The sequence below is a fragment of the Salipiger thiooxidans genome, assembly GCF_900102075.1.
In the GTDB taxonomy this organism is placed as follows: Bacteria; Pseudomonadota; Alphaproteobacteria; order Rhodobacterales; family Rhodobacteraceae; genus Salipiger; species Salipiger thiooxidans.
In genome coordinates this window covers 1-18,099 of the sequence record NZ_FNAV01000001.1, presented here as the reverse complement: position 1 = coordinate 18,099, position 18,099 = coordinate 1, and the positions used below count along the sequence as shown (strand labels likewise).

Annotated in this window: 16 protein-coding genes and 2 pseudogenes; 2 read left to right on the top strand and 16 right to left on the bottom strand. The window is 65.5% G+C overall.

From position 1 onward, the window contains the following. Positions 1–10: 10 nt before the first annotated feature. The 4 genes from BLQ77_RS00085 to BLQ77_RS29000 all read right to left on the bottom strand — a co-directional run bounded on the left by BLQ77_RS00085 (position 11) and on the right by BLQ77_RS29000 (position 5,608). Positions 11–1,015, bottom strand: a complete 1,005-nt coding sequence (locus tag BLQ77_RS00085) for an AAA family ATPase (protein ID WP_008883770.1) — start codon at positions 1,013–1,015, stop codon at positions 11–13. Positions 1,016–1,090: 75 nt separating this feature from the next. Next, positions 1,091–2,062 (bottom strand): haloacid dehalogenase-like hydrolase, encoded by a 972-nt coding sequence (locus BLQ77_RS00080; protein ID WP_008886049.1) that lies wholly within the window; start codon positions 2,060–2,062, stop codon positions 1,091–1,093. 63 nt (positions 2,063–2,125) lie between these two features. Further along, positions 2,126–3,727, bottom strand: coding sequence for an arylsulfatase (locus BLQ77_RS00075; RefSeq protein ID WP_089953977.1), 1,602 nt, complete (start codon positions 3,725–3,727; stop codon positions 2,126–2,128). 1,350 nt (positions 3,728–5,077) lie between these two features. Further along, positions 5,078–5,608 (bottom strand): hypothetical protein, encoded by a 531-nt coding sequence (locus tag BLQ77_RS29000; RefSeq protein ID WP_207545797.1) that lies wholly within the window; start codon positions 5,606–5,608, stop codon positions 5,078–5,080. A 26-nt stretch (positions 5,609–5,634) separates the two neighbouring features. On the opposite strand from BLQ77_RS29000, the pseudogene BLQ77_RS00065 reads away from it, so the two are divergent. Then, positions 5,635–5,959: pseudogene (locus BLQ77_RS00065) on the top strand (integrase core domain-containing protein); the annotation flags it as partial. Between the two features lie 32 nt (positions 5,960–5,991). Here the strand turns inward: BLQ77_RS00065 and BLQ77_RS00060 are convergent. The 8 genes from BLQ77_RS00060 to BLQ77_RS00025 form a co-directional block, all read right to left on the bottom strand. Beyond that, positions 5,992–6,942, bottom strand: a complete 951-nt coding sequence (locus BLQ77_RS00060) for a sugar-binding transcriptional regulator (protein ID WP_089953974.1) — start codon at positions 6,940–6,942, stop codon at positions 5,992–5,994. A gap of 34 nt (positions 6,943–6,976) precedes the next feature. After that, positions 6,977–7,978 (bottom strand): hypothetical protein, encoded by a 1,002-nt coding sequence (locus tag BLQ77_RS00055; protein ID WP_089953972.1) that lies wholly within the window; start codon positions 7,976–7,978, stop codon positions 6,977–6,979. A gap of 4 nt (positions 7,979–7,982) precedes the next feature. After that, positions 7,983–9,062, bottom strand: a complete 1,080-nt coding sequence (locus tag BLQ77_RS00050) for an ABC transporter ATP-binding protein (protein ID WP_089953969.1) — start codon at positions 9,060–9,062, stop codon at positions 7,983–7,985. Positions 9,063–9,072: 10 nt separating this feature from the next. After that, a complete protein-coding gene (locus BLQ77_RS00045; RefSeq protein WP_008884655.1) occupies positions 9,073–9,888 on the bottom strand; it encodes a carbohydrate ABC transporter permease in 816 nt (271 codons plus the stop codon). Next, complete coding sequence (locus BLQ77_RS00040; protein ID WP_008885819.1) at positions 9,876–10,748, bottom strand: carbohydrate ABC transporter permease; 873 nt, start codon at positions 10,746–10,748, stop codon at positions 9,876–9,878. The genes BLQ77_RS00045 and BLQ77_RS00040 overlap by 13 nt, the downstream gene beginning before the upstream one ends. Before the next feature lie 66 nt (positions 10,749–10,814). Further along, on the bottom strand, positions 10,815–12,089 hold the full coding sequence (locus BLQ77_RS00035) for an ABC transporter substrate-binding protein (protein ID WP_089953966.1): 1,275 nt from the start codon (positions 12,087–12,089) through the stop codon (positions 10,815–10,817). A gap of 52 nt (positions 12,090–12,141) precedes the next feature. After that, the gene (locus BLQ77_RS00030; RefSeq protein WP_165616987.1) at positions 12,142–13,614 is read right to left on the bottom strand and encodes an FGGY-family carbohydrate kinase; all 1,473 of its coding nucleotides are present in this window, start codon (positions 13,612–13,614) and stop codon (positions 12,142–12,144) included. Between the two features lie 18 nt (positions 13,615–13,632). After that, entirely contained in the window at positions 13,633–15,330 is a 1,698-nt protein-coding gene (locus BLQ77_RS00025; protein WP_089953962.1) for a glycerol-3-phosphate dehydrogenase/oxidase, read from the bottom strand. Between the two features lie 631 nt (positions 15,331–15,961). Between BLQ77_RS00025 and BLQ77_RS00020 the strand changes: the two genes are divergently transcribed. After that, the gene (locus BLQ77_RS00020) at positions 15,962–16,495 is read left to right on the top strand and encodes an amino acid permease (protein ID WP_207545796.1); all 534 of its coding nucleotides are present in this window, start codon (positions 15,962–15,964) and stop codon (positions 16,493–16,495) included. 49 nt (positions 16,496–16,544) lie between these two features. Here the strand turns inward: BLQ77_RS00020 and BLQ77_RS29935 are convergent. The 4 genes and pseudogenes from BLQ77_RS29935 to BLQ77_RS00005 form a co-directional block, all read right to left on the bottom strand. Continuing rightward, positions 16,545–16,842, bottom strand: a pseudogene (locus BLQ77_RS29935) (hypothetical protein); the annotation flags it as partial. Positions 16,843–16,904: 62 nt separating this feature from the next. Then, entirely contained in the window at positions 16,905–17,525 is a 621-nt protein-coding gene (locus BLQ77_RS00015; protein ID WP_089953959.1) for an SAM-dependent methyltransferase, read from the bottom strand. A gap of 12 nt (positions 17,526–17,537) precedes the next feature. After that, positions 17,538–17,732, bottom strand: a complete 195-nt coding sequence (locus tag BLQ77_RS00010) for a hypothetical protein (protein ID WP_242661585.1) — start codon at positions 17,730–17,732, stop codon at positions 17,538–17,540. Between the two features lie 50 nt (positions 17,733–17,782). Beyond that, positions 17,783–18,099 (bottom strand): integrase core domain-containing protein (locus BLQ77_RS00005; RefSeq protein ID WP_165616986.1); only part of this gene is annotated, 317 nt, incomplete at its 5' end.

Genomic DNA, 18,099 nt, shown 5'->3' with positions numbered 1-18,099 from the left:
GGGTGGCGTCTCAGGGCAGGGCCACCTGCCGGACGATCTCGGCCACCACCGCGTCGGGGCTGACCCCTTCGCCCTGCGCCTCGTAGCTGAGGCCCAGCCTGTGGCGCAGCACGTCGGCGACCACGGCGCGGATGTCCTCTGGGTCGACGTAGTCGCGACCGGCGAGCCATGCGTGGGTGCGCCCGCACTTGTCGAGCGCCAGCGAGGCGCGCGGGCTGGCGCCGACCTCGATCCAGCGCTTCAGGTCGTCGCCGAACTGCCCGGGCACGCGGGTCGCGTTGACCAGATCGGCGATGTAGCGCTCCATCGCCGGGGCGACGGGCAGGGCGGCGATCTCGCGGCGGGCGGCGAACACCGCCTTCTGAGGGATCGGAGCGCGGGGCTCGAGATGGGCGCCGTCCGCGGGCGCCTGCGCCGCGATCTCCTCGGAGCGGACGAGGCGGATGACCTCGACCTCGTCCTCGACAGGTGGGTAGGTGATGTTCACGTGCATGAGGAAGCGGTCCATCTGCGCCTCGGGCAGCGGGTAGGTGCCCTCCTGCTCGATGGGGTTCTGGGTGGCCATGACCATGAACAGCGGCTCCATCCGGTGGGTGGTGCCCGCCACCGTAACCTGCCGTTCCTCCATCGCCTCGAGCAGCGCCGCCTGCACCTTGGCAGGCGCGCGGTTGATCTCGTCCGCCAGCACGAGGTTGGCGAAGATCGGCCCCGGCTCGAAGCGGAACGAGCCGCCGCCCTCGCCCTGGTAATAGACCTCGGTGCCGGTGACGTCCGAGGGCAGCAGGTCGGGGGTGAACTGGATGCGGCTGAAATCGCATTCCATGTTCCGGGCCAGGGCCTTGATGGCGCGGGTCTTGGCAAGGCCCGGCAGGCCCTCGACCAGCAGGTTGCCGTTGGCCAGGAGGCCGATCAGCAGCCGCTCGATGACTTCGCGCTGGCCGATGATCGCGTCGCCCATCCGCGCGCGCAGCGCGTCGATCTGGGCGCGCGCGCCGGTGTCGGTCATGTCGTCCATGCTCAATCCTTCTTCCCCCAAGCCTTCTTCCCGCAAGCGTCCCGCGCGCCCAGTTGCCAGGCTCAGTCGCCAGGCTCAGTCGGACGGGAACACCTTCGCCCAGTCCTGTGCCATGTCGACGATCAGCCAGCCGCGTTCCGGGCCCTCGTCGAGGCCGCGCTCCAGTTCGCCGATGTGGCTGTCGCGATCGTAGGAGAACTCCCGTTCGGCGTCGGTGTGGTGCACGATCAGTCCGAAGGACGGCCCGTCGCCGCCGGTTGTGTATTCGAGCATCTCGAAATCCCCGTCGGAATTGCCCGCGGCGAAGATCGGGCGCTGGCCGATGTGGCGGATGATCCCGACCGGCTTACCCTCCTTGTCGTCGACGAAGGTGACGCCGCCGTCCTTGTTGAGCACCGCGCCGCCCTCCTCGACGGCAAAGGTCGTGGTGCCCTCGGTGCCGACCACCTGCCACGGCGGGATGCCATAGGCGTCGTCGGCGAACGAGCGGATGAAGTCGATGCCGCCGCCCGAGACGATGTAGGTGGCAAAGCCCTCGTCGCGCAGGTAGCTCAGCAGCTCGAGCATCGGCTGGTAGACCATACCGGCATAGGTCTTGCCGCTGGTCGGATGGGTCGCGGTGGTGAGCCACTCGTAGGCATCGGCCTGGAAGGCATCGACGGTGATGCCCGCGTGCGAGACGTTGATCACCTCGAGCAGGCCCTCGATACCGCTGGCCATAACCGTGTCGAGATCGCCCTCGGCCGCGGCCTTCAGGACGTCGGTGCCGAGGATCGAGGGATCGTCCGCGGCCTTCTCCCTGAGCACGTCGAGCGCGTAGAGCGCCTGGAAATAGACCGGCTGCTCGGCCCAGAGCGTGCCGTCGTTGTCGAAGGTGGCGATGCGGTCGCGGGCCGGGACGAAATCGCCGGACTCGGGATCGGTGACCGTGTCGACGAAGGCGATGATCGCGGCCTTGGCCTCGGTGTCGTTCCACGACGGCAGGGGATCGGCGAGGGCGCTCAGGGGCAGGGTCAGCGTGACAATCGTGGCTGCGGCAATACGCATCGCAGGAACCTCCTGAAAATGGGAAAGACCGGCGGCGGGGGCCGCCGGTCCGTCAAGCGTGGACTATTGGGCGCCATGTGGCTGCGACAGCTTCTCCATGACCTTGTCGAGGCTGAACGACGCCGCTTCCTGGCGCGGCGGGTACTCGATGAAGGTCTCGAGGAAATTGCCGACATAGCGCTGTGCGGGCACCAGCATGTAGGCGCGGTCGAACATCCAGTCGTAGTAGGTGTTCGAGGTGCGGTAGGCGCGCTCGTAGGGGTCGCGGCGCAGGTTGAACACCAGCGGCGTGCGAAGCGGCGTGAGCGGCTCCATCCAGGCCCGCAGCGTGCCCCATGCCTTCTGCTCGAGGAAGGTGATCTTCCAGTCGTTCCAGCGCAGCGCCGCAAGGTCGCCGTCGTCGGTGAAGTAGAAGATCTCCTCGCGCGGGCTGTCGGTGGTCTCGCCGGTCAGCAGCGGCAGGATGTTGTAGCCGTCGAGGTGCACGCGGTAGTCGCGGCCACCGCCGACCTCGGCCACGGTCACGCCGGTCAGCAGGTCTTCCTTGACGGTTTCGTTGCCGGCCATCGCGAGGAAGGTCGGGAACCAGTCCATGTGGTGGATGATCTCGTTGGAGACGGTTCCGGGTTCGACCTTGCCGGGCCAGCGCACCATCGCGGGCACCCGCCAGCCGCCTTCCCACTGGGTGTTCTTCTCGCCCCAGAACGGCGTCATCGCCGCGTCCGGCCAGGTGTTCATGTGCGGGCCGTTGTCGGTCGAGTAGAACACGAAGGTGTTGTCGGCGATTCCGAGCTCGTCGATCTTGTCGAGAAGCTGGCCCACGTTCATGTCGTGCTGCAGCATCCCGGCGGAATACTCGTCGAGGTGGCGCCCGGCCATCTCGTCGGCCTTGGCGCGGACGTCGTCGGGAACGTGGGTGCGGGCGTGCATCCGGGTGCCGTTCCACCACACGAACCAGGGCGTCCCCGCTTCCTGCTGGCGCTCGATGAAGTCGATGGCTGCCGCGACGGTCTCGTCGTCGACGGTCTCCATGCGCTGGCGGGTGAGCGGGCCGGTGTCCTGGATCTCGCCATCGGCGTAGGAATGCAGCACGCCGCGCGGTCCGAAGGTCTCGCGGAAGGTGCTGCCGTCGGGCATCACCATGTCGCCCGGATAATCCTCGTGCTCGGGCTCTTCCTCGGCGTTCAGGTGGTAGAGGTTGCCCATGAATTCGTCGAAGCCGTGGTTCGTCGGCAGGTGTTCGTCACGGTCGCCGAGGTGGTTCTTGCCGAACTGGCCGGTGGCGTAGCCCTGCGCCTTCAGCATGCCGGCGATGGTCGGATCCTCGACCTGCATGCCCTCTTCGGCGCCGGGCAGGCCGACCTTGGAGAGGCCGGTGCGGAAGACCGACTGGCCCATGATGAAGGACGACCGGCCGGCGGTGCAGGACTGCTCGGCGTAATAGTCGGTGAACATCATCCCTTCCTTGGCGATCCGGTCGATATTGGGCGTGGTGTAGCCCATCAGGCCCATGGTGTAGGCCGAGACGTTGGACTGACCCACATCGTCGCCCCAGATCACTAAGATGTTCGGCTGGTCGGCCGTTTCCGCGTCTTGGGCGAATGCGGCGCCGGCGATGAATGCGGTGCTGCAAATGGTCGTTGCTATCCAGTGCTTCGGTTTCATAAGAAACTCCTCAGAATATCGCGACTTCAGAGAATTGCCCGGCGGGAGTGCGGTGCCGCCCGGCAAGGCGGCGTGGATCCCCTTAAGGGCCACGGGCGACCTCGACCCCGTCGTGGTGGCTGTACACGGGCGCGGGTCTCGCGGCCGTGACGGCACCGGGGTCAGGTCGAACGTCCTGGATGCGGGCATCGGGGTGCCCGTGGAATGCGGTGGCGGTCCGTGGCGTGCGGTGGGGCGCGAAGTGCCGTCATCGGGCCGGGCATGGCGCGCAGTGGATCGGGGCCCGCCGCCCGCGTCTTCCGCGCCCTTTGGCGCCGTCTCCACGCGTCCCGTCATGTCAAAGCCCACCCTGATGGGACGGAAGCGGCACTGCCGGATCTGCCCCGATCGCGAACGTCTCGTCTCCCCCCTACGGGAAACACCTCTCCGAGAGAAAAGTTAGCACTATCAAGGGTTGTTGGATAGAGGGCATTTATAACCGCAGGTGTATCTGGCGTGTCTCCGCGGAGGGCATTTGCAACCTAAAAGTGTTCTCCTGGCAGTTTTGTGAACGTCCCCGCTGAGGCCTCTGCGGCCGCAAGGCAGCCTCCGCGCCACGTGGCAAGGGACTTTGAGCGCTTGGTATGAGGGCGGCACGGATGCCGCCGCCGGACATGTAAGTCCGGCCATTTCCGGGTTGAGAGCTGCCGAGCTGTCTTGCACGAGGCGGAACGCCGCCCGAACCACCCTGCGCACGACCTCCGCCGGGCCGCTCGCAAACGGCAATACCTGCAACCGCCTTCCCCGCGATTCGCATGATGCCACGCAGGCGTCACGGCATGGGTTCCATGGCGGAGTTCAAGGTTGCGCGGGGGCGCCGCGCCGGCTTCCGACACGGGATCTGTCGCTCGAGCAGATCGGGCATCATCATCTTTGCCCCTGTTTCGACGACCCATCCTCGCGAGACCCAGAGCGTGACCAGGCGGGTTTCCTTGCTGCAGATGCAGGGGCCCGCAGGTTCACCGCCGCCGCCCGGCGCTCCTATGTCCAGGATCCAAGTCACGTCAGACCGTGTTCAGGGGGACCGGCCAGGGCACCATGCCCCCGCCCGGCAGTGGCTGGCTCACCTCCGAACCGGCCCGATCCAGAGCAAGGACAAAGGAACGCGCATGACCGGTGAAGTCTGCGCCCGAACGCTCGTCTGTCCGCCTCCCGATGATGGATGGGGGAATTTGTAATTTAAATCAGATGGTTGATGTGCTTTGTGTGCAGTATTTTCACACGAGTTTTCGTGCTTTTTTTCCTTCTCATTCGCGCGTTACGTTGCAATTCAGCCGCCATGGTCTCGATCTTCTTGCAAGCTGCGCAGGCTCAATGAACTTCGTCCGAATGAGGCGTCCGTCCCGCCGTGAGGCTGGACCGATCGTCATTGCCGATATGGCTTGCCGATCCGTGATCCCCAACTGGGGCGGGTCCGGAAATCCCCGACCTCGGTCGCCCGACCAGAACGGTCGTCATCGTCCGGACGTGGGCGTCGATGCGTTCCGGGACCGCGCCGGGTACGACGGCGCGTTCGGGCAGATCCCACCAATGTGCATCGACCGCCTGACGAGTTTCGGCAACCACCTTCAAAACGGCGGGTTCGGGGGGCTTGACGCGGTTGTCGAAGGCCTTCCAGCGGGCCGAGGTCAGTGCTTTGAAGGCGCGCTCGCCGCCGCCCGACAGGGCCAAATCGTCCGCAGGAAGATGAGGAATGGTCGAGAGCAGGTCGTAGACGGGCGCGAGGGCAGGGGTGTTGCCGTCCCCGGGGCAGATCGCCGAGCAGCCCCGCAACCGGAACACAGCATACGCGCGGGCAATGCGGTTCGACATGATCTGTGAGGGCGAGACCTTGTCCGCCATTGGTCCAAGGACAATGGTCGAGCGGGATCGAGCACCGCCTGACCAACCCGAACCATCCGTGGAGTTTGGAGGATTGGGAAACAGTCCGGGGGACTGTTTCGCCGACAAACGGCCAGGTCGAGCGAATGAACCGCACGATCAAGGAGGCCATCGTCAAACGCCCCCACTACGACAGCCACATTCAGCTGAGACCGCACCTCTCGGTCTTCATGGCTGCCTACAACTTCGCTCGTAGGCTCAAGATCCTCGACGGGCTCGCGCCCTACGAATACACCTGCAAAATCTGGACATCAGAGGCCGGATCGATTCATCCTGAACCCGCTCCACCAGATGCCGGGACTGAACATATAAGGCGGCAAGTCGCTCCGCGACCCGCGTGAAAATCACGCTGGCCGGTTGCGCGTCAGCTCTTCGGCAAGCGCCGTATCGAGCACGACATGATTGACATAACCGCCGCGCAGCGCCGCACGGGTCGCTTCCATCTTGGGCAGACCGGTCACCACAAGCAGCCCCTCCATCCCGCGCAGGCATTCCTGATCGGCGCCGATCATGCGCCGGTCGAGATCGCCGAGAACTGGCACGCCCTCCGGGTCGATGAAGCGACCTGCGATGATGCCCACCGCGCCCTTCGCGCGGTAATCGGAAATGTCCGCCTCGGTCGCGAGGTTGAATTGCACGACATGCGTGTCGAGGGTGCAGGGGCTGAGCGAATAGATCGCCTTGTTGCAGTCGAGCAGGCGGTCGAGTTGTTGCGCAATGATCGGCTCGGCTCGAAGCTGGGCGGCCAGCCCGGCATCGCTGCACACCGCCGGGGCGTTTAGGTTGATGCATTGCGCCGAGAGCCGCCGCGCGATCTCGGTTGTGCAGCTTTCGCAGGTGGGCAGCAAGGGGTTCGCCAGCGAGCCGATCAACTGACGAACGACCAGACCCTGCACCGGCCACCAGGGCACCCGTTCGGACACGAAGGACACGGTCTGCCCCCAGCTCACGCCCAACGTGTCGCTGGTCGATACGAAATCGGGCAGGAACTGCGCGGCGGCTTCGCACACCTGATAGGCGGTCTCCAGCGCGCTTTCGGCCTCGGGGACGACATAAGCGCTTTGCAGGCCGTAGCGCGCGCATAGCGCATCCGCCAGGTCGTTGACCCGGAAATGCAGCCCCGCGATCTTCACCCCCACAATCTGACGCTCGCGCGCCAGCCGCAGGTAGGTGATGACCGTCGGTCGGGACAGGTTCATCCGTTTGGCGATCTCGGCCTGGTTATAACCCTTGATGTAATACAGCCATGCAATCTCGGCTACGATCCGGTCGGATGGGTGGTTGGCGCGGGCCATTGCTGTCCTTTGAGTGCGACGCGAGTGGCGCAGGCTAGACCGGCTCGGAGACAGCGTCAAAGCACAGACTTTCCGCAGTGATCCGAAGATCGTCTTCAAGGGTGCGATCCGCCTGCAATCCACGCGTCGCGAGATCGGCGTGATAGCCCCGGACGGCTTCGGCGGGCGTCGTCTCGCCATCGGCAACCCGGCGCATCCAGGCGATCAGCGCGCATTGATCTTCGGCTTGGTTGATCTTGCGCCCGAACAGCGCCAGCCGAGCGCCATGGCGTTCGGATTGCGCCAGCAGTTCGAACGTGTCGCGATGCGTGGCGCCCGCGCCGCCCAGAACACCAACCACCATCGAGGGGTCATGCGCGGCAAGCGCCGCCATGTGCTCGGGTCCGTTATAGGCGACCTTCAGGAACTCGGGCCGCTCAGTCGGGGTCAGGCTCGCCAGCAGTCGAATGATGCAATCGGTGACAAAGGCGCCGGTGTCCTCGGGGGCAACGGCCCCCGCGACGTTCGGGTTGAACACTTCAAGGAAATGCCGCACCCCGGCGTCACGCGCTTCGGCGCGAAACGCGGCATAGCGTTCCAGAGCATCGGCGTCGGCCTCGGTGTCGTTGTTGAAGGTGATCGAATAAAGACACAAATCCGCGGGGGCAAAGCCCAGATCCGCGCCGCGATAGGGGCGGGAGGGCTGTGCGGCATAGCCCGCGCCGCGCACATTGCCCCAGACGCAGGTCGTTTCATTGGCGCGAAACGCGGGCTGGATGGCGCTGCCTTCGAAAACGCCTGCCTCGCGCAGCGCGGCCATGTTGCCGGCGGAGGTCAGCATGATGTCGACCACGTCCTGTTCGACCACGGTCCGGATCTGGCGCAGGAATTCGGGGCGGGTGCGCGGGCCGCTGGGCATCCCGGAGGCATCGCGCCGCGCGCCGGTGGTGGTGATGCCGCCGGTGACATCGGAATCTTTGGCGTCGGCGATCATGTAATCGCCCTTGCGATAGCTGCCCGCGCGGATGCGGGCGATCTTGTCGGCGTAGCGGGTCATTGGGTTACTCCTCCCGAAGGCTGTGCCCGCTTTGCGGGTCGAAGGCGTGGACATGCCCGGGGTCGATAGCAAAGCTCACCCGATCCCCGATTGCGAGGCCCCGGAAGGCCGGGGTGGTAAAGGACATCTCATGCCCGTCCACATCAGTGATGACCTGCCCCTCGGCGCCCATGTTCTCGACCAGCACCACCGTGCCGGTCAGCGCGCCGGGCGTGCCTTCCGGGCACAGCTTCATCCGGGCGGGGCGCAGGCCCAGCTCGACGTTCTGGCCGGGGCGCAGGCGGGGGAAGTCAGTGGGCGAGAGCCGCAGCGCGATGTTGCCCGCGCGGGCAACATGGCCGTCCTGCATGGTGGCGTGCAGGAAGTTCATCGCGGGCGTGCCGATGAAATCTGCCACAAAGCGCGTGGCGGGCCGTTCGAAGATTTCGTCGGGGCTGCCCATCTGCTCGATGCGCCCGTCGCGCATCAGCACGATGCGATCGGCGATTGTCATGGCTTCGAGCTGATCGTGGGTGACGAAAATCGTCGTGGTCTTGAGTTGCAGGTGCATCTTGCGGATCTCGGTCCGCAGCTTTTCGCGCAGCTTGGCGTCGAGGTTCGACAGCGGCTCGTCGAAAAGGAACACCTTGGGCGTCTTGATCATCGCGCGGGCCATGGCAACGCGCTGCTGCTGGCCGCCCGAGAGGTTCTTGGGCTTGCGGTCCAGATACGGCTCGAGCCCCAGCATCTGCGCCACATGGGCAAGGCGCGGCGCGATCTCGGCCCTGGCAATACCCTGACGGCGCAGGCCGAAGGTGATGTTGTCGGCGACGCTCATATGCGGGTAAAGCGCGTAGCTCTGGAACACCATCGCGACGCCGCGCTCGCCCGGGGGCAGGGTGGTCACGTCGGTGCCGCCGATGACGATGCGCCCGCCTGTCACCTCTTCGAGCCCGGCAATCATGCGCAGCATGGTCGACTTGCCGCAGCCCGAGGGGCCGAGGAAGACCACGAATTCGTGGTCGGGAATGTCGAGGTTCATGCCTTCGATCACCGGATGGGCGCCATAGGACTTTACGATATCGGTACAGGAAATATTGGCCATGGGATGTGTCCTATTTCGGGCCGCTGCGGACCATGGTGTTGAGCAGGCCCATCAGAAGGCCGATGAAGACGAGCGGCGGCAGAACCAGCACCACGGTCGCGGCGTTGATGACGCCCCAGGGCACTTCCTTGCCCAGCGAGGTGATCGAGGCGGCCACCACGGGCAGGGTGGCATTCTGCGCCGCCAGCGTCAGCGCCAGCAGCAGCTCGTTCCAGACCAGCACGAAGGTGAAGACCAGCGCGCCGAAGAGCGACGGTGCCGCGACGGGCAGGGAAAAGCGCCAGAAGATCTCCGCCGGGCCGCAGCCCTCCATGGCGGCGGCTTCCTCGATGTTCTGCGGCACCCGCTCGAAGGCGGGCACGGCGAGCCAGATCACCGTCGAGATGGTGGTGATGAGGTAGACAAGGATCAGCCCGAACAGCGTGTCGTAAATCCCGAGATCGAGGTAGATGACGATGAAGGGGATCGCGATGGCGACGGGGGGCATGAAGCGCAGCGACAGCACAAAGAACTGCACGTCGTCGCCATAGCGCCGCGCGTGGCGGGCCAGCACATGGGCCGCCGGAATGCCCAGCAGCGCGCCGATCAGCACAGAGACCGAGACGACAATCGCCGAATGCAGCAGCCCGTCGCGGATCGTGGGGTTGCGCAGGATGGTGGCGAAATTGTCCAGCGTCGGCTCAAAGACGAGTTTGGGCACCGGGGTGACGATGTCGCGCAGCTCCTTGAAGGCGCCGAGCACGGTCCAGAGGATCGGCCCCAGCGCCACGACGATCAGCACGGCCAGCAGCACGCGCACCCCGATGGCGGAAATCAGCTTGCCCATTTCTTCCCCGCTTTCCAGATGATGGTGAAGGCGACCGTTGTGACGATCAGCAGCAGGATGGACATGGCCGAGGCATAGGAGATGCGCCCACCCATGTTGATGCCCATCTGATAGGCGTAAAGGTCGAGCGTTTCGGTCGCGGTGCCCGGCCCCCCGCCGGTCATCACGAAGATCAGATCGAAGGACCGGAGGCTTTCCACCGCCTTGACCAGTGCCAGGCTGATCAGCGGCCCCTTGAGCATCGGCAGGGTGACATAGGCGTGGATCTCCCACGTGCGGGCCCGGTCCAGCAGCGCCGCCTCGATGGGATCGCGCGGCAGCGTCTCCAGCAGCTTGAGCAGGATCACGGTGAAGAACAGGCCCCATTGCCAGATATCCACCACCGCGACCGAGATCAGCGCCAGAGATGGGTCCGCCAGGAACTCGACCGGGCCGATGCCGACCAGACCGCACAGGTAGTTGATGACACCGAGCGATGGCGAATAGAGGAACCGCCAGATGAACGCCGCCGCCACCCGGGGCAGCAGCACCGGCACCAGGAAGGCAAAGCACAAGAGGTTGCGCCAAAGCGGTTTCTTCACCGTCTCGAAGATCATTACCGCCAGCAGCACCGCCAGCGCCAGCGTTCCGAGCACGGTGATGATTTCCCAAAGCGCCGAGATTTCCAGCGCGTTCATGAAGCGCCGGTCGCGCAGCAGGCGCAGGAAGTTGTAGGCGCCGACGAAGTCGTAATCTGCCGAGCGCAGGGTCCGGTTCATCAACGAGAACCACACAGCACCGGCCACCGAAACCAGCGCCAGCGTAGCAAGCAGGCCGATTGCTGGCACAAGCGACAAGGTGACGAACCGTTTCCGGGTCATGGCATGTCCTTCAGGCAAAGGATGGCTCCGGCGCACCCGAAAGCGGGGCGCGCCGGAAAGGGGGCGTTATTTGAGCTGCATCAGGCTGTCTTCGGCAAAGAAGGCCGCCTCGTCCAGCGCACCGCGCACGTCGTCACGGGTGCCCGCGAACAGCTCTTCGAGCGTCAGGCCAAGGTTGTCGCCGATTTCAGGCCAGACCGGGCTCTTCATGATCAGAAGGTTGGTCTTGTCGCCGGTGGCCAGCAGCGCTTCGATGTACTCGGCAGGCACAAGCGCCTTGTAGGCGTCGCTTTGCAGCGTCGAGGTGCGGCCGATATCCGAGGCGATGCCCGCCTCGAGCCGGCGCTGCTCCATCTCCTTGGAGGTGGCCCAGCCCACGAAATCGCCCGCGATGGCCTTGGTGCAGTCGTCAGCCGCGCCGGTCTTGGACACCGCCCAGCCATGCGCCCAGCCTGCCGAGGGCAGCGGGTCGGGCGGCGGCGCATAGCCCACCTTGCCCACCACCGAGGATTTCGCCGGGTCCTCCATCCACGGGCCGAACACGTCGGATTCAATCAGGATGGCGACCTGGCCACCCCGGAACGCCTCGACCGAATCCGACCAGTTGAAGGTCGCCACACCCGGAGGCGCGCTTTTCATCAGGTCGATGTACAGGTCTGTCGCCTCAACGCCCGCATCGCTGTTGAAGGCGGGCATATCGCCGTCCAGCCATTCGCCGCCCATGGCGCGGAAGAACGGCGTCCAGCGCCAGACATTCATGCCAGACCCGCGCTGCCCGCGCGCCGACCAGCCATGCGCGCCGTTGTCGGCCTCGTCCAGCGCCTTGATCGCCGCGACCATCTCGTCCAGCGTGGTCGGCGTGTCGATCCCGGCGTCTTCAAGCAGGTCCTTGCGGTACATCATCACGTCGCCGCCGCCCACGAAGGGGGCGAAATACAGCACGCCGTCAACCGTGGCGACATTGCTCAGATCGGTGCGAAAATCGCCGATCTCATAGTTTTCGGGCACCACGTCGGCCAGCGGATAGACCCAGCCCGCATCGACATACTCGGCAAGGTTTGCCTCGTCGATATAGAGCACCTGATATGCTCCCGCGCCCGTCGAGGCATCGAGGCGCGCCTTGGCGCGGCGCTCGTTCTCGCCCAGCATGGTCACCTTGACTTCGGTATCCCATTTCTCGTTGAACTCGGGCAGGTAGGAGTCCAGCGCGGTGACGGCGGGCATCCCCTGTCCGATCACGTTGAGCGTCGACAGCTTCCCCTTGCAGGACATGTCCTGCGCCTGGGCCTGTAGCGCCGCTGCGCAGAGCGCGGTTGTCAGTAGAAACGTCGTCTTTCTCATTGTCTTTCCTCCCTTGAAAAGCTGTTTGTCTCGCCCGGCGTCCCGAAGGCGCTCAGTCCATCATCATGGCCGCCAGTCCCAGGTCGAACCGACGGAACGCGCGGAAGCGTGTATCGTAGAGCTCGGCAAGCGTCGGGTCGGGATCATCGCGACGGGCCGTGCCCGTCATCCGCGCCGTGGCCTCGGCCAGATCGCGATAGGCGCCCGACGCGACGGCGGCGCAGATCGCGGCCCCCAGTGCGCCCACCTCTCCGGCGCGCACGGCCTCGACCGGGCGCTGGCAGATATCGGCAAAGATCTGGGTCCAGACCGGCGATTTCGCGGCGCCCCCCGCCAGCCGGATGGTTCCGGGAAAGACCTGCCCGGCCAGACCCACGGCATCCTCGGCATGGCGGCGCGCCTGAAAGGCGACCCCTTCGTAGATCGCGCGCAGCATGGTTCCCAGATCGTCGGTTGCCCCCAGATCGACAAAGCTGCCACGACGCGGCTCCGGCCCGAAGACGTAAGGCATGAACTGGCAGCGCCGCCCGGTTGCCCGGCTTGCGGCCACGAGCGCGTTCGCCTCGTCCACACCAACGCGCTGCCCCAGGGCCCGGTCGAGAAACCAGCCAAGATTGGCGGCAGAGCTTGGGCTGCCCTCTGCAATCAGACGCTTGTCGCCACGATAGAGCATGTTCAGGATCGGCGCGGCGTCGCCCAGCGGTGCATCGCTTTCAAGGCTGTTGATCGACCAGGTGCCCGCGATCATGGTCAGCACCGGCGCATCCACCGCGCCCGCGCCCAGCGAACAGGCGGCGACATCCATCATTGAGCCGGCGACGGGGGTGCCCTGGGGCAGGCCGGTGGCCTCGGCGGCCTCTCGGCTGATGCGGCCCGCGACCGCATCGCTCGCCACGATGGGCGGCAGGCGGTGCAGATGCGCGCCAAGGCCCAGCCGTTCAAGCACCTCCGTAGCATAGTCGCCTGAGGCCAGATCCACCAGCCCGCCGCCGCTGGCATCGCTCGGGTCGGTCAATGCCGCGCCGGTCAGCCGCAAGCGGATGACGTCCTTGCAGGCAAGCGCCCAGCGGGTGCGCGCCATGACCTCCGGCTCGGTCTGCGCCAGGCGGGCGATCTGCATCACCGTCTGGCCACCCCAAAGACGGTGCCCGGTCACGGCAGAAATTTCGCGCGCGGCACCCGTCTTGGTGAGCGCATCGACAAGCGGCTGAGCCCGGTGATCCACCGACACGATGCCGGGGCGGGTGGCGCGGCCATCTTCGTCGACCAGAAAGATGCCGTTGCCGAAACCGGTGCAGCCCACCCCCAGGATCTCACGTCCGGCACAAGCGGCCGTCAGGCGGCGCAGCGCCGAAACGGTGCCGGTCCAGAACGGCTCCAGATCGCGTTCGACACGGCCGTCCGGGTGGTGCTGCGTGGGAACATCCGCTGTTTCGGTGGCGATCTCGACGCCTTCCAGGTCGAAGGCCACGACCTTTACCGCCGTCCCACCGGCATCAATGGCGATCAGCACTGGTGTGCTCATGATCCGGTCTCCCCGTCCCTATATCGACGCCGGTTCGGCGCGGGTCCCCATCAGTCTTGGATCGCGCAGGGCGGCGCGGCGCTCTGCCTCCAGCTCGGCCCCGTCGCGCCCCGTCTCCTGCGACAGCAGCGTGACCAGATCCTCGAGCGTCTCGGGCCGCAGCCCCTCACCAAAGCTCAGCCGGGTCCGGCGCAGCACCAGATCTTCAAGCGTGGCGGCACCGCGCGCGCGGATCGCCCAGCGAATCTCGCCCCGGCACCAGTCCGATGCCCCCGCCATCGGCACGGCGCCCTCGTCGCGGCAAAGCGGCGCAACCTCGCGCGCCAGAGCGCCGTAGCGGTCGATCAGCCGCTTGCCGAGCGATAGCGGCAGGTCCAGTTCTTCGGCAGTGCAAGCGCTTGCGCCGGGATAGTCCCGCGCGGCGGTCGAGACGCGGCGCGACCGTCCCAGCAGCGCCAGCGCGCGATCCGCACTTTCTTCGCCAAAAGCACGGAAGGTGGTCCACTTGCCGCCGACCAGAGACAGCACGGGCGCGGGGCAGGCCGGAAACCGGTCTTCCTCAAGGGCGTGATCCCGCGCCGCACTGGTCGCCGATCCTTCAACGCCCCTGCGCAGGGGGCGGATGCCCGATGTGACCGAGACGATCTGTGAGCGGTCCACCGAGATGTCGGTAAACAGTCCATCCATGGCGCGCAGCAAATAGGCGATCTCATCCTCGGCGACACGGCGATCATCGGGATCCGTGGTCTCGACCTCGGTGGTGCCGACCAGCACGTTCCGGTCCACGGGCAGAGTGATGACCATGCGCCCGGTGCCATCGTCGAAGTAGAAGGCCCGCCCGGCCATCCGCTCGAAAAGCTGCGGGTTGTGCAGCACCAGATGCGCGCCCTTGATGCCGCGCAGGTAACGGGTGTTTCCGCCAAGCTCGGCGTTGACCTGATCGATCCAGGCGCCGGTGGCGTTGACGATCACCCTGGGGCGCAGCGTCCAACTGCCGGTGCCGAAGCGGTCGCGCAATGTGATTGCGCCGCCCTCGGCCTGCCAGGAGACATGGTTCAGCGCGGCAACCTGCGGCCCCTGATCCAGCGCCTCGCGCAGCATTTCCATCACCAACCCCTCTGGCTGGGTGATCTGGCCGTCGAAATAGCTGGTCACTGCGCGGGTCGTATCGCGCAGCCCTTCGGGAAAGCCCGACCGGCGCAGAAAGGTGCTGTGCGAGGGCAGGGGATGCTCGCGCCGCCCGAAGATTTCGTAGACCAGCAGGCCCCCTTCGAGCGCAAGCAGAGACATCGGCCCGCTGCGCTTCGACAGACCCAGAAAACGCAGCACTGCCCGCCCGAAGCCCCGCAGCCGATGCTCGATCGGCACAACGATTTCGAGCGGCTTGACCAGATGACCCGCATGGGCCACGAGCCGGTTTCTCTCGCGCGCGGACTCGGCCACCAGCCGGAACTCGCGCCCTTCGAGATAGCGCAGCCCGCCATGGGCCATGCGGCTCGATGCTCCGCTGGCGCCGGTGCAGAAATCCCCAGTGTCGAGCAGCACGCAGGACACGCCGTTCAGTGCCAGCTCGCGCAGTGTCGCCACACCGTTGACGCCGCCGCCGATGATCAGGACCTCAGGGTCCGCCAGCGCCTCAAGCCGCCGCGCAGTGTCTTCGCGCAGGGTCTCGGCGTGCGGCTCTTGAAGAGAGAGGAAGGGGGTGCTGCTTGTCATGATTGCAACTCATCGCAATGTTTAACTTGTGTAAAGCCATTTTGCCATAAATTAAACAAAGGTCGTAGATGCCGCCCCTGGACGAACCGCGCGGCGGCGCCCGTGATTCCGGTGCTGCCCCCGCCTTTGATGTGGAAACGCGCCGATTTGCGGCGCGACCGGCACACCCGACCTTCGAACTATTGCCGCAGGCCCGGCGCGCATGCGACGCAAATCCTCCCTTCACGACGGGCTTTGAAGAGACGCCCCGGCACCCGCCTGTAACTCAAGCGAAAATTCGGATGGCAGCGACGCCATCTCGGGACAGAGCCCGCCGGTTTCGGGTGTTTCAGACGACATCTCCTGCCGTTCCCTCAAGCCGCACATCGGGCTGGGTTCGAAGTTTGTTCCTGCTTGGTGCAATGCAATTGTCTGGTGTGCAAATTCTGAAACTGGCGAAAAGTTCAAAAGGGAGGAAACATGTCCTTAAATTCCGCGGCGGACATCGCGCCGAAACATCCGTGAACGAGGTGGACGGGCTGCACCGTGCCATAGACTGGAAAGGGGCCTTCTGGATCGCAAGCGGCGTGCCCGCGCTTGTGCTGATCTCGATCAGAACAAAAACAAGCCGGGTGGGGCTGCGGTCTTTGGTGTGGCCGCCTCGCTACGTTACAGCAAGTTCCTCGCACCGCTGTCGGTCTGGTGGAACCGGTTCGCCTGGACTCCGGTTCTGTCGCTGGGGTGCGCCATCGCAGCGTGCTATGTCCTGAACGCCGTCGCCCCGATGCCGGTCTTTACCCCGGGCGCGCCAGAGGTGCTGGTCTGGCTTGGCAGCGCCGCCAACGCGCAAGCGATCCAGGGCCTGTCTGACGGCGCTGCGGCACAGGCCGCAATCGCTGCGCTGACCGAGGCCAACACGCCGTTCCTGCAAAGCTTTTCAGTGCTGCGCTTCTCGCTCCTCGGGCTTGCGGATATCGACGCGGGCGCAGCATTCTTCATCGGTGCTGCGCTGATGCTGATCACTTTCGCGATCCAGCACCGGGGCATCCTTGGCACCGCTCGAGTACAGATGTGGATCGGCCTGATGGTGGTCGTGCCGATGCTGATCGTCGGCATCGTGCCGTTCTTCAATGGCAATGTGAACGGCGACAATTCCGTGCCGCTGGTCCCGCCGCCCGGGGAATGAGATGTGGGCGGCCGGACGCTGTTCCTTTGTGCGCTGTTCAACGCGGGCTGGCCGCCTCCTCAGCCTCGGTGAGGACCGTCGAACGAGGCTCCGTTAGGCCGGTCTTGAGATCATCGACCGTCTGCCGTTTGCGCCACTTCGCAACCGTCTTGGGATTGATCCCGAGCTCCCGGCTCAACGTCGCGAGCGAAGCTTTCCCCTCTCGGGATCATGCTGCGCATGACCCTGTCGGGCAGTGGATCGCTGTATTGCTGCTCTGACGGCGTGCGTGGCCTCTCGGCAGATTTGCCATGCAAATCGCCTGCCGGGTAACAGTACGTGGCGCTTCCGTGACGAACCTGTCCCATAGGGCATCCTTCCGTTCCTTCGAAAGGATCACAACATCAAACCGTGGGATCATACACCTAGCCTATCCCAGCCGTTCCATGAAGATCACGTTGTCCTTGACCGTTTCGCCCTGAACCTCGTCTCTGGTTCCCGTGCGGGCGATGGCACAGACGCAAAGCCTTTGCCAGTGCCGGGGATCGAGGTCGAGCGAGGCCAGCGTTTCCTCGGCGCTTGGATAAACCGTGTCCTCGGGGGCGTCGGACCCCGGCGGGCGCGAGGCGTGTTCGGTAATCAGAAGTCGCCCGCCCGTGGCCACTGCCCCGGCAGCCCGGGCCAGCACATGTGCGCGTGGCCAGTCCTGCGGCGATTGCAGGAAGCTGGCGACCACGAGATCAAAGACGCCTTCGGGGAAGGTTTCGGCCAGATCGTGCTCTTCGAAGTGGATCTTCCCGGCCAGTCCGGCGCGGGTGGCGCTTTGGAACGCGTAGTCGAGCGCCACGGCGGAAACGTCCGCCGCCGTCACCTGCCAGCCCTGCCGGGCCAGCCAGAGCGCGTCGTCCCCCCGGCCGCAACCCAGTTCCAGCGCCCGCCCAGGCACCAGCGGACCGGCGAACTGGGACAGGACGAGGCTGGGCTTGCCTGAGCTCTCGCCGGTCTTTTGGCGGTATCGGTCGTTCCAGAAGTCTCGTGTGGTCTGTTGCATGGCGATGCTCCTTCAGGCGGTAGCGGTCAGATCGGGGTCGAAGATCAGCGAGCGATGCGCGGCGGTGCCCGCCATCACGCCCGCCGCCGCCGCAATCGTTGCATTGGGCATGGGGCTGGCAAGGTCGCCGGCGGCAAAGACGCCGGGCTGGCTGGTGGCCTGCATCGGGTCGACGGCCACATAGGGACCGGTCGGTCCGTCCTTCATGGAGCAACCGAGAGCCTCCGCCAGATCGCAGGAGGGCACTGTGTCCGGGGCTAGGTGTTCAGTCCCGGCATCTGGTGGATCGGGTTCAAGATGAATCTGTCCGGCTCTGATGTCCAGATCTTGCAGATGTATTCGTAGGGTGTGAGCCCGTTGAGGGTTTTGAGCCGGCGCGCGAAGTTGTATGCTGCCATGAAGTCCGAGAGGTGCGTTTGCAGCTGATCATGGCTTTCGTAGTGGAAGCGTTTGACGGTGGCCTCCTTGATCGTGCGGTTCATCCGTTCGACCTGTCCGTTGGTCCAGGGATGGTTGGGTTTGGTCAGCCGGTGCACAATCCCGTTGGCCTCACAGATCATGTCGAAACGCATGG

What these genes read in the sequence shown, in the direction of transcription:
- BLQ77_RS00010 (WP_242661585.1), bottom strand. Translation starts at nt 17,732, where the DNA reads ATGAAGGACGGACCGACCGGTCCCTATGTGGCCGTCGACCCGATGCAG.
- BLQ77_RS00075 (WP_089953977.1), bottom strand. Translation starts at nt 3,727, where the DNA reads ATGAAACCGAAGCACTGGATAGCAACGACCATTTGCAGCACCGCATTC.
- BLQ77_RS00050 (WP_089953969.1), bottom strand. Translation starts at nt 9,062, where the DNA reads ATGGCCAATATTTCCTGTACCGATATCGTAAAGTCCTATGGCGCCCAT.
- BLQ77_RS29000 (WP_207545797.1), bottom strand. Translation starts at nt 5,608, where the DNA reads ATGGCGGACAAGGTCTCGCCCTCACAGATCATGTCGAACCGCATTGCC.
- BLQ77_RS00035 (WP_089953966.1), bottom strand. Translation starts at nt 12,089, where the DNA reads ATGAGAAAGACGACGTTTCTACTGACAACCGCGCTCTGCGCAGCGGCG.
- BLQ77_RS00025 (WP_089953962.1), bottom strand. Translation starts at nt 15,330, where the DNA reads ATGACAAGCAGCACCCCCTTCCTCTCTCTTCAAGAGCCGCACGCCGAG.
- BLQ77_RS00060 (WP_089953974.1), bottom strand. Translation starts at nt 6,942, where the DNA reads ATGGCCCGCGCCAACCACCCATCCGACCGGATCGTAGCCGAGATTGCA.
- BLQ77_RS00015 (WP_089953959.1), bottom strand. Translation starts at nt 17,525, where the DNA reads ATGCAACAGACCACACGAGACTTCTGGAACGACCGATACCGCCAAAAG.
- BLQ77_RS00085 (WP_008883770.1), bottom strand. Translation starts at nt 1,015, where the DNA reads ATGGACGACATGACCGACACCGGCGCGCGCGCCCAGATCGACGCGCTG.
- BLQ77_RS00055 (WP_089953972.1), bottom strand. Translation starts at nt 7,978, where the DNA reads ATGACCCGCTACGCCGACAAGATCGCCCGCATCCGCGCGGGCAGCTAT.
- BLQ77_RS00045 (WP_008884655.1), bottom strand. Translation starts at nt 9,888, where the DNA reads ATGGGCAAGCTGATTTCCGCCATCGGGGTGCGCGTGCTGCTGGCCGTG.
- BLQ77_RS00080 (WP_008886049.1), bottom strand. Translation starts at nt 2,062, where the DNA reads ATGCGTATTGCCGCAGCCACGATTGTCACGCTGACCCTGCCCCTGAGC.
- BLQ77_RS00040 (WP_008885819.1), bottom strand. Translation starts at nt 10,748, where the DNA reads ATGACCCGGAAACGGTTCGTCACCTTGTCGCTTGTGCCAGCAATCGGC.
- BLQ77_RS00030 (WP_165616987.1), bottom strand. Translation starts at nt 13,614, where the DNA reads ATGAGCACACCAGTGCTGATCGCCATTGATGCCGGTGGGACGGCGGTA.